The sequence below is a fragment of the Halomonas sp. 5021 genome (assembly GCF_036663435.1).
GTDB classification, from domain to species: domain Bacteria; phylum Pseudomonadota; class Gammaproteobacteria; order Pseudomonadales; family Halomonadaceae; genus Vreelandella; species Vreelandella janggokensis.
On the sequence record NZ_JAXOVU010000027.1, the window covers coordinates 1 to 9,336 of the forward strand.

Annotated in this window: 11 protein-coding genes and 1 rRNA gene; 3 read left to right on the forward strand and 9 right to left on the reverse strand. The window is 55.9% G+C overall.

The window, feature by feature from the left end:
• Positions 1-172 precede the first annotated feature (172 nt).
• Both rrf and R3F64_RS19235 read left to right on the forward strand, forming a co-directional pair.
• Positions 173-288: ribosomal RNA gene (rrf, locus tag R3F64_RS19230) — 5S ribosomal RNA — on the forward strand.
• A gap of 285 nt (positions 289-573) precedes the next feature.
• Positions 574-1,905 carry a deoxyguanosinetriphosphate triphosphohydrolase gene (locus R3F64_RS19235; protein ID WP_085917708.1) on the forward strand — a complete coding sequence of 444 codons (1,332 nt, stop codon included), beginning with the start codon at positions 574-576 and terminating at the stop codon, positions 1,903-1,905.
• 6 nt (positions 1,906-1,911) lie between these two features.
• On the opposite strand, the gene R3F64_RS19240 is transcribed toward R3F64_RS19235, so the two are convergent.
• Genes R3F64_RS19240 through R3F64_RS19250 form a run of 3 tightly spaced genes read right to left on the reverse strand, consistent with a single transcriptional unit; the run spans position 1,912 to position 3,955 of the window.
• Positions 1,912-2,820, reverse strand: a complete 909-nt coding sequence (locus tag R3F64_RS19240) for a nuclease-related domain-containing protein (protein ID WP_085917709.1) — start codon at positions 2,818-2,820, stop codon at positions 1,912-1,914.
• Positions 2,821-2,877: 57 nt separating this feature from the next.
• Positions 2,878-3,252, reverse strand: coding sequence for a translation initiation factor Sui1 (locus R3F64_RS19245; protein ID WP_332613227.1), 375 nt, complete (start codon positions 3,250-3,252; stop codon positions 2,878-2,880).
• 4 nt (positions 3,253-3,256) lie between these two features.
• Complete coding sequence (locus tag R3F64_RS19250) at positions 3,257-3,955, reverse strand: HAD-IA family hydrolase (RefSeq protein WP_085917711.1); 699 nt, start codon at positions 3,953-3,955, stop codon at positions 3,257-3,259.
• Positions 3,956-4,226: 271 nt separating this feature from the next.
• On the opposite strand from R3F64_RS19250, the gene R3F64_RS19255 reads away from it, so the two are divergent.
• Positions 4,227-4,547, forward strand: a complete 321-nt coding sequence (locus tag R3F64_RS19255) for a hypothetical protein (RefSeq protein ID WP_199284524.1) — start codon at positions 4,227-4,229, stop codon at positions 4,545-4,547.
• 87 nt (positions 4,548-4,634) lie between these two features.
• Here R3F64_RS19255 and fba read toward each other — a convergent pair whose 3' ends face one another.
• The 6 genes from fba to R3F64_RS19480 all read right to left on the reverse strand — a co-directional run.
• A complete protein-coding gene (gene fba, locus R3F64_RS19260) occupies positions 4,635-5,699 on the reverse strand; it encodes a class II fructose-bisphosphate aldolase (protein WP_332613229.1) in 1,065 nt (354 codons plus the stop codon).
• A gap of 77 nt (positions 5,700-5,776) precedes the next feature.
• The gene (locus tag R3F64_RS19265; protein WP_332613231.1) at positions 5,777-6,946 is read right to left on the reverse strand and encodes a phosphoglycerate kinase; all 1,170 of its coding nucleotides are present in this window, start codon (positions 6,944-6,946) and stop codon (positions 5,777-5,779) included.
• 54 nt (positions 6,947-7,000) lie between these two features.
• Positions 7,001-8,041: a type I glyceraldehyde-3-phosphate dehydrogenase gene (locus tag R3F64_RS19270; protein WP_264828017.1), complete on the reverse strand. Its 1,041-nt coding sequence runs from the start codon at positions 8,039-8,041 to the stop codon at positions 7,001-7,003.
• Between the two features lie 86 nt (positions 8,042-8,127).
• Positions 8,128-8,844, reverse strand: coding sequence for an LrgB family protein (locus R3F64_RS19275; protein ID WP_199284528.1), 717 nt, complete (start codon positions 8,842-8,844; stop codon positions 8,128-8,130).
• Positions 8,834-9,184: a CidA/LrgA family protein gene (locus R3F64_RS19280; RefSeq protein ID WP_085917717.1), complete on the reverse strand. Its 351-nt coding sequence runs from the start codon at positions 9,182-9,184 to the stop codon at positions 8,834-8,836. Before R3F64_RS19280 ends, R3F64_RS19275 begins: the two co-directional genes overlap by 11 nt.
• A 16-nt stretch (positions 9,185-9,200) precedes the next feature.
• Positions 9,201-9,336 (reverse strand): transketolase-like TK C-terminal-containing protein (locus tag R3F64_RS19480; RefSeq protein ID WP_442908845.1); only part of this gene is annotated, 136 nt, incomplete at its 5' end.

The window sequence follows — 9,336 nt, forward strand, 5'->3', positions numbered from 1 at the left end:
CGTTGAGCTAACGTGTACTAATGGCCCGTGAGGCTTGACCCTATAACACCCAAGGGGTCTGGTCGTGATGATAACGAGACAAACCGGATACGCGTACTGAGCAAGTGTTGATGACACAGGGCTTGGTAGGAGACGCACACAAAGCACAGCATGATATGCATTTAAAGTTACGCCTGACGACCATAGCAAGCGTGAACCACCTGATCCCTTGCCGAACTCAGCAGTGAAACCGCTTCGCGCCGATGGTAGTGTGGGGTCTCCCCATGCGAGAGTAGGTCATCGTCAGGCACCTATACCGCAGAAACCCCCGAGCACATCGTGCTCGGGGGTTTTTGTTTAGGGGTCTCCCCATGGAGAGTCCTGAATGGTCGGCCTCAGGATGGCCTGCCCCCGGAGCGCCGGCCGGCGGAAGGCCGCCCCGATCATCGTCAGACACTTATTCGACCCCCCCCCCCCAGCCTCGAAGAGGCTGGGGGATTTTTTATGCCGCTCTAGTTAACCGCATTATGGTCGGGAGTGTTTGTTTATCTGGCTAGCTTTTGTGTCAAAATACTGCCCCCAAGGAGGAATGTCATGACACAAATGCGCTGGGAAGAGTTACTTTCCCCTAAACGGCTCCACGACCAACGCTCGACCAGTACCCGCGAAATAGGGCGTAGTCCGTTTCACAAAGATCACGACCGCATTGTCTTTTCCGGTTCTTTCAGGCGCCTTGGACGTAAAACGCAGGTCCACCCCCTGACTGAAAACGATCATATCCACACCCGCTTGACCCACTCGTTGGAAGTCGGCTGTGTGGGACGTTCTTTGGGCATGATTGTGGGCGAGCTGTTACGCGAGAGGTTGCCGAAATGGATAACACCTGCTGATTTGGGAGTGATCGTTCAAACGGCATGCCTGGGTCATGATATTGGTAACCCTCCTTTTGGGCACGCCGGTGAGTATGCCATTCGTGATTGGTTTCAGCGTGCTCAGAGCAGCGGCCTGTTAGAAGGTCTGTCAGAGGCTGAGCGCGAGGATTTGTTGACCTACGAGGGCAACGCCCAGGGGTTTCGAGTGATTACCCAGATCGAATATAACCAGTTCAATGGCGGTATGCGACTTTCTGCGGCGACACTGGGTGCGTTACTTAAATACCCTTGGACGGTCCGTTACAGTGGGCGCGCGGGGAAGTTTGGCGCATATCAGTCAGAGCAGGCATTGCTCAAAGAGGTCGCTGAAGCAGTGGGTCTACTGCCCAAGGGTGAGCAGCGCTGGTGTCGACATCCGTTAGCCTGGCTGGTCGAAGCGGCGGATGACATCTGCTATGCACTACTGGATCTCGAAGATGGTTTGGAAATGGGGATTCTGCGTTATGAAGAAGTTGTCGAGGTCTTGCGTCAGATAGCGGGAGAATTTCCACCTGAGTATGCCGAGATGCAAGCCCGCAATGTGTCACAACGTCGGCGAATTGCACTGCTTCGTGGCGCAGCGATGGAGCGTGCGGTCAATGATGTTGGCGCGGTGTTTGTGCAACATGAACAGGCCCTGCTGAGTGGAACGCTCAGCGATGACCTTCTGGAACTGTGCCACCCCGATCTGGGATGGGGCGTTCAGGCGGCAAAGCAGTTGGCCCGGGAGCGCATTTTCCAAAATGAGCGGAAGGCAAAACTGGAAATTGGCGCCTATACAACACTGGGCATTTTGCTTGAAGCGTTTATTGGTGCTGCACACGAGTTGCACCACACCGGGCGTAGCTCGTTCAAGCATCAGCGTGTTCTCGCCTTGATAGGCGAGAACACGCCGCTGGCGTCTTGGCCGCTCTACGAAAGCTACCGGCGAATGCTGGATTTTATCGGCGGTATGACAGATCACTATGCCGTCGACCTGGCCCAGGAAATGGGCGGGCGTTTGCGAGGCGATTAGGCTTCATCATACCGAAGGTTGGCGAAGATGCGTCAGCTCCATGAGCTTGGCGCGTTCCAGCAAAATATTGATGATCTTATCGTGAATGGGGTCGCTGATCTGGCCGGGGGTGAGCGCGGTCAGTTGGCTTGCCAGCATATCGCCACTTACGACTAAAATGTCAGGTGCTGCGTCATCGGTGTCAATGTGCCAGCCGGGTAAGACCAGCACACCTCGCACGGGCACCGAAACACCACAGCGCTGTTCCAGCCATTGGCGTAGCCAATCGACCCCTTGACGCGTTTTATGCAGTGGACGCCGTTCTTGCCAATAGGGAAAGCGAAGTCGCTCGCGCTCGACGGCAACCGTATTTTGCCCACGCCCTGCATTACTGATGGGGACAGTGCGTGCGCGGGTTTCGACCACGAAAACGCCGTGCGGGGTCACCACCACATGATCAATCGTAAAATTATCCGTCGGCACGTCGTGGAAAACGTAGTAAGGGTGTGCATCGGGGCGGATAAGCCGCTCAAGTTCCTGGCCGACAGCAAGCTCGCAGGCCAGTCCCAGCTTCAATCGCCGAATGCGTTGGTAGTCGCGGACTAAAAGCAATGAAAATGCCAGGACAAGCAGTGTACTAAGCAGGCCATACAGCGCCCATTCCACCCAGTCCTGTTTATCGGCAAAAAGCATTCGCCCCATACCATAGACCAATGGCGAAAGACTGATCAAAGGGCCTAATGCGCCGTTGAGGAACAGGCTTGAGAACGCTTGATCCAACCGGTAGCGCAAAGCCTGGCCGGGCTCGCGTAGCGGGGTGTCGAAGGGAGATTGAACACGAGCGTCATGCAGGCTACGGAGTGCCAAAACAATGCTGGCCATCGCCGCCATGGGAAAGAGAAAAATCAGCGGGAGCAAATATTCTAGCCAGGTCATTGCAAAGTCCTAGTGCGATGTGACTGCACAGTGACGGTCCGTCCTGAGACGCATGGATTAGCCACCAGCCAGTTTGACTTGATAGCCGCGTGCAGTTAACTCCTGCTTCAGGCTATCACGGTGATCACCTTGAATTTCAATGATGCCATCTTTAACAGCACCGCCTGTGCCACAGCGTTTTTTAAGCGCTTTGGCGAGGTCTTTGAGCTCTGCGGTTGTTAGCGGTATGCCGCTAATCGTCGTGACCCCTTTGCCTTTACGGCCACTGGTTTCACGACGAATACGGACGACACCGTCAAGGGCGGCAATACGCGCTTGTTCGCTATCGGCATCACAGCGACAGGAATCCAGAGGTTCACGGCAAGAGGGGCAGGTGTTGCCTTTTTCGGTGGAATATACCAGCCCACCAAGCTGGTCGCGTAATGAGGCCATCGCGTTATTTTCCTTCAGAGTAATAAGGCTCGGCTGCCTCGCTCATTTCCTGGCTTAACTGCCTGACCACGGCAGGTAGCTGAAACATGTTGCTGATCATGATGGCATTTTCCGGCGTGGTTTCAGCGTCGGGAAAGCGATTCAAATGAATGACCTTCATGCCAGCTTCAAGGGCAGCCCGTACGCCGACTAACGCATCATCAATGGCGATACAGTTAGCTGCGTTGAATCCCATGATACTCGCGGCATAGAGATGTAAACAGGGTTCTGGTTTCCAGCAGTTGGCGGTATAGCCACTGAAAAGGCGTTCCGCGAAATAGCCATCGAGCCCTGTTGCCTTGAGCGCAGTGCGAATTTTGCCTTCGGGGCCGTTAGAGACCACTGCACTCGGGTAAGCGGATAACCGCTCAAGGGCTTCTTTCGCGCCGGGAATCGTGGTGAGTTCATTGGCGAGCCGTTTAGCCAGGTTGGCACGCATGGCGTTTTCCATGCTGTTCAACTGATCATTGCAGACATTGCCATGGCGTAACTGTAGCTGGGCAACGATATTACGAAAGCGCGAGCCTCTAAATTCACCCAAATAGTCAGACGGTAAGAAAGGAAGTCCCACACTATTCAGCCCTGTCGACATCTCTTCGGCAAGAAGAGGCTCACTATCAACCAAGGTGCCATCGCAATCAAATAATAACAGGGGAAGCGGCATGGGAGATTTCCTAGCAGAGACTCAGCAGCTGCAGTGACAAACAGAAAAATTAATCATAAGACCATTGAACGAGATTTTAGCGTATTTGTGAACAGTGTTCTGTAATTTTTTGCTTGCCTGACCGGTTGAGCTGATTCAGATTGACCAAAAACGTGTGACTAGCATGCCAAATTTGACCGTTTATTGAGCGGCATTTTTACGGTTTATAGTTAAGGCGCGAGGCACGAAATGACGTGCTAAGCTGTACTACCACAATAAGGAGACCGTGACGATGCGACTAACCCCCTGGATCATGCCGTTGGCGTTTGCTGCGGCCATGCTGGCCGCCACTAGTGCGGCAACCGCTGACGAACATGAGCATGAGCCTCTCGACGATGCAGCGCTCGAGGAAGAATATGGTATTAAAGCAGGTGCCGTTAAGCGGGACGCTGAAGACCGTAGCAGCGATACCTCTGACGCCGAGAACAATGGTGCTGAGGAAGAAGCGGCAGAAGATGAAGAAACCTCAGCGGGTACTGGCGGCTCTGGCGATGCGAATGCGGATAACGGAGAAAGTGATGACAGCGAAAGCGACTCCGAAGACGAAGAGTAAGTACTCCATTCAATAAGTGTCCATTAAAAAGACGGCCAAGTTGGCCGTCTTTTTTGGTGGCTACTGCCAGACATGATGCTGTTGGCGTTACTTTACCTTGGGGGCCAGTTCGCCACGCTCATAGCGCTGATACATGTCTTCCAGGCTGATGGGTTTTATCTTGCTGGCATTACCTGCCGTACCAAAGGCTTCATAACGCGCAATGCAAAGCTCGCGCATGGCCGAGACGGTTTCTTTGAGGAATTTGCGCGGATCAAATTCAGACGGATTTTCAGCCAAGAAGCGACGCACTGCCCCGGTAGATGCCAAACGTAAGTCGGTATCCACGTTCACCTTGCGCACGCCATGCTTGATGCCTTCCACAATTTCTTCGACAGGCACCCCGTAGGTTTCGGGAATCTCGCCGCCATATTGGTTGATGACATCAAGCCATTCCTGGGGCACAGACGATGAACCGTGCATGACCAGATGCGTGTCAGGGATGCGCGCATGGATTTCCTTGATGCGCTGGATCGATAGCGTGTCACCCGTGGGTGGCTTGGTGAACTTGTAAGCACCGTGGCTGGTGCCAATGGCAATCGCAAGCGCATCCACATGGGTAGCTTTGACAAACTCAGCCGCTTCTTCCGGGTCGGTGAGCAGTTGCTCCATGTCGAGCTTGCCTTCGGCACCGATACCGTCTTCTTCACCGGCCATACCGGTTTCCAGACTGCCCAGGCAGCCCAGTTCGCCCTCGACGGAAACGCCGCAGGCATGCGCCATGTCGACGGCGCGGCGCGTCACATCAACGTTGTACGCGTAATCTGTGGGGGTCTTGCCGTCTTCGCCCAGTGAACCATCCATCATGACGGATGAGAAGCCGAGCTGGATAGAGCGTTGGCAAACGGCCGGGCTGGTCCCATGATCCTGGTGCATGGCCACCGGAATATGCGGGAACTCTTCAACAGCCGCCAGAATCAAGTGGCGCAGAAATGGGGCGCCCGCATACTTACGGGCACCGGCGGACGCTTGCACGATGACCGGTGAGTCGGTCGCATCGGCGGCTTCCATAATGGCGCGCATCTGTTCCAGGTTATTAACGTTGAACGCCGGAACGCCGTAGCCGTATTCGGCGGCATGGTCTAGCATTTGGCGCATGCTGATCAGAGCCATTGAGTCACCTTATCTGTGAGGTTAATGCTGGTATCGGAGTCAACGGGCGCAGTGAGCGCCCGCTGAAATGTTAACGGTTATCCGCGTTGGGCGGCGGCTTCGAGCGCAGCGACGGCAGGTAGCTGTTTGCCTTCGACGTATTCAAGAAACGCACCACCGCCAGTTGAGATGTAGGATACATGATCTTCAATGGCGTATTTATCGATGGCCGCCAAGGTATCTCCACCACCGGCGATTGAGAAAGCGCTGCTTGCGGCAATGGCGTGGGCGATCACCTCGGTGCCTTTGCCAAACTGATCAATTTCAAACACACCAACCGGGCCATTCCATAAAATGGTGCCGGCGTTTTTCAACAGGCTGGCCAGATGCGCAGCAGTATCGGGCCCGATGTCCAGGATCATTTCGTCATCGCCAACCTGATCTACCGGCTTGACCACCGCGTCGGCAGATTCGGAGAATTCGGTCGCCACCACCACATCAGTGGGTAGCGGTATAGTGACTTTTTCCATCAGCGCTTTTGCCTGGCCGATTAAATCCGCTTCATGAAGCGATTTGCCGACATTGTAGCCTGCGGCGGCAATGAACGTATTGGCGATGCCGCCGCCAACAATCAGTTGGTCGCACTTGTCGGAAAGCGCGGTCAGCACGTCTAGTTTGGTCGACACTTTGGAGCCACCAACAATCGCCGCCATGGGGCGAGCGGGATGAGCCAGGGCCTTTTCCAGCGCATCAAGTTCCTGGGCGAGCAGAGGGCCTGCACAGGCCGTCGGGGCAAAGCGCGCAACGCCATGGGTCGACGCCTGCGCACGGTGGGCGGTGCCGAAGGCATCCATCACGAAGATATCGCACAGGCTGGCATACTGTTTGGCAAGGTGCTCATCGTCCTTCTTCTCGCCAGTGTTGAAGCGCACGTTTTCCAGCAGCGCAACGTCGCCGTCGGCCAATGTCGGTGCACGATCAAGATAGTCGGTAATCAGTTTAACAGGGTGGCCCAGCAATTCACCCAGGTGTGCAGCGACGGGTGCCAGTGAAAATTCGTCGGCTGACTCGCCTTCCGTCGGGCGGCCCAGGTGGCTCATCAGCAGGACTTTGGCACCGGCCTTGGCAGCTGCCTGGATCGTCGGAAGCGCCGCACGAAGACGTGCATCGCTGGACACACGCCCGTGCTTGATCGGTACGTTGAGGTCTTCACGAATCAGTACGCGCTGTCCTTTCAAGGACAGGTCGGTCATTTTTTGCACGTTCATGCGAGTATTTCCTCGTGTTCAAGCGGGTGAAAAGTCATGGTGCAGCCCTGCGAGTCAGCGTGTGCTGCCTTCCGCCAGTGTGGCCAAGCGTTGGGTGATGTCCAGCATGCGATTGGCAAACCCCCATTCGTTATCAAACCAGCACAGCAGCTTGACCAGGCGTTTACCGGCCACCCGTGTCTGTGTGGCGTCTAGGATGCCAGAGCGCGGGTCGTGATTAAAATCGATCGAGGCCATGGGGGCTTCGGTATAGCCTAATACCCCCGCCAATTGCTGTTGGCTGGCTTCCCGTAGCAGTGCATTCACCTGGTCGGCATCGGTGTCCTGGTGCACCGTCAGCGCTGCATCCATGGCGGATACGTTAATGGTGGGGACGCGCATATGCAGGCACTCAAAACGACCGGCAAGACGCGGCATCAAGCGGCTGATGCCCAACGCCAAGCCGGTGTCCACCGGTACGATGGATTGCATCGCTGAACGCGTCAGGCGCAGATCGGTCTGATGGTAGGCGTCAATGACCGGCTGATCATTCATGGCCGAATGAATCGTGGTGGTCACGCCGTGTTCCAGTCCCAGTGCGTTGTCCAGAACGGTCAGTAAGGGTACCAGGCAATTGGTGGTACACGACGCCGCCGAGATAATGCGCTGCGAGCGTGTCAGCTCGTTCTGGTTAATGCCCCATACAACGGTGGCATCGACATCGCTTTCAGCGGGTTGAGAAAACAGCAGGCGCTTGGCCCCGGCTTCAAGGTGCTGCTCGGCGGTGGCGCGATCCTTGAAGCTGCCCGAGCACTCCAGTACCAGATCAATATCCAGAGCGGCCCAGGGAAGTGACCGTGGATCTTGTTCGCAGAGGACATGAATGCGCTCCCCGTTAATCAGCAGCGCTTCGCCATCGTTATCCACCTCACCTGGAAAACGGCCGTGAGTGGTATCGTAACGGGTGAGATAGGTAATGGTCGCCAGGTCGGAAAGCTCGTTGATTGCCACCACTTCAATCTCGGGGTGGCCTCGCTCAACCAGCGCGCGCAGGATGCATTGGCCAATGCGTCCGTAGCCATTAATGGCGATGCGATACCTTTTGGAGTTAGCCATGTCGCGAAGCGGCTCTTGAAAGTGGAGCAGGGGCCACGGTGGGCATGAAAGTAGACGCGATGATAACGTATTTCAGCTGGCGATGCTTAGCCCACACCTACCAACTCCCAGGCCAGTGGTAGCAATAGCGCGGTAAAAATGCCGGTCAGACTCATTCCCAATGAGGCAAAGGCGCCGGCGGTGGGGCTTAGCTCAAAGGCTCGCACGGTGCCAATCGCATGACCATTCAGACCCAGTGCAAAGCCGATAATGCGTTCGTCGTCGATGTGTAAAACCCTTGCGCAAAGGCTGACAAACGGAATGGTGACGACCCCCGTCATCAGTAAGGCCCCCATCAATAGAGCCACGTTGCCACCCAACTGTTCGGTAATGCCAATGGCGATCGGCGCAGTGACGGATTTGGCGGCGATGGAGGCCAATATCTGACCGGAGCTGCCCATTAACCAGGCAATACCCAACGCATAGCAAGCTGCCAGTGCTGCCGAGATCGGCAGGCATATCGCTAACGGGCGCCAGAGTGCGCGGATACGTGGTAACTGTTGGTAAAGCGGCATCCCCAAGGCAACCGTTGCCGGTCCTAACAGGACCGTCAGCCAATCGGCGCCCTGACGGTAGGTTGCATAAGGCATGCCTATCAGCGCTAACGCCCCGGCGAGGAGTAACGCGGCAACCAGGATGGCGGGAAGCCAGGCGGGCTTTTTCAGGCGATTAAAGAGCTCGCTGCCCAACAAGTACGCCGCGATTGTCAGCCCGACGGCAAACAGTGGCGTCGCAGTGAGCGTCGCCAATACGTCAATGGGCATGATGCCCCATGAGCCGTTTCAGCAACCAGAGTGTGGTAATGACACTTAGCAGCGTTCCGAGTAGCAGCGCCGCCAGGATGGCAAGCCACTGGCCCGCCAGTTCATCGAGAATAAAGAAGACGCCCACAACACCGGGCATGATGAGCATGGCGAGCAGACCAATCAGCGGCTGAGCCGCGGCTGCGATACTGGATGGTACGCGGCCGATGACTACCAGAGTGGCGCACATCAGCAGCATGCCCACCACGCCTGACGAGATGGGCAAGCCGGAAAAGTGGATAACCACTTCTCCGAGCAACCAGTAGCCAATCAGCCATAACAGGCCACTCAACGCTGGCATGGCCTACCTCGCTTGCTTATCCGAGTAGCTCATTGGCCTGTTTGACGACGTTTTCGACGGTAAAACCGAAATGCTTGAACAGGTCGCCCGCCGGGGCCGATTCGCCGTAGGTGGTCATGCCGATCACCCGGCCATCCAGGCCCACGTACTTG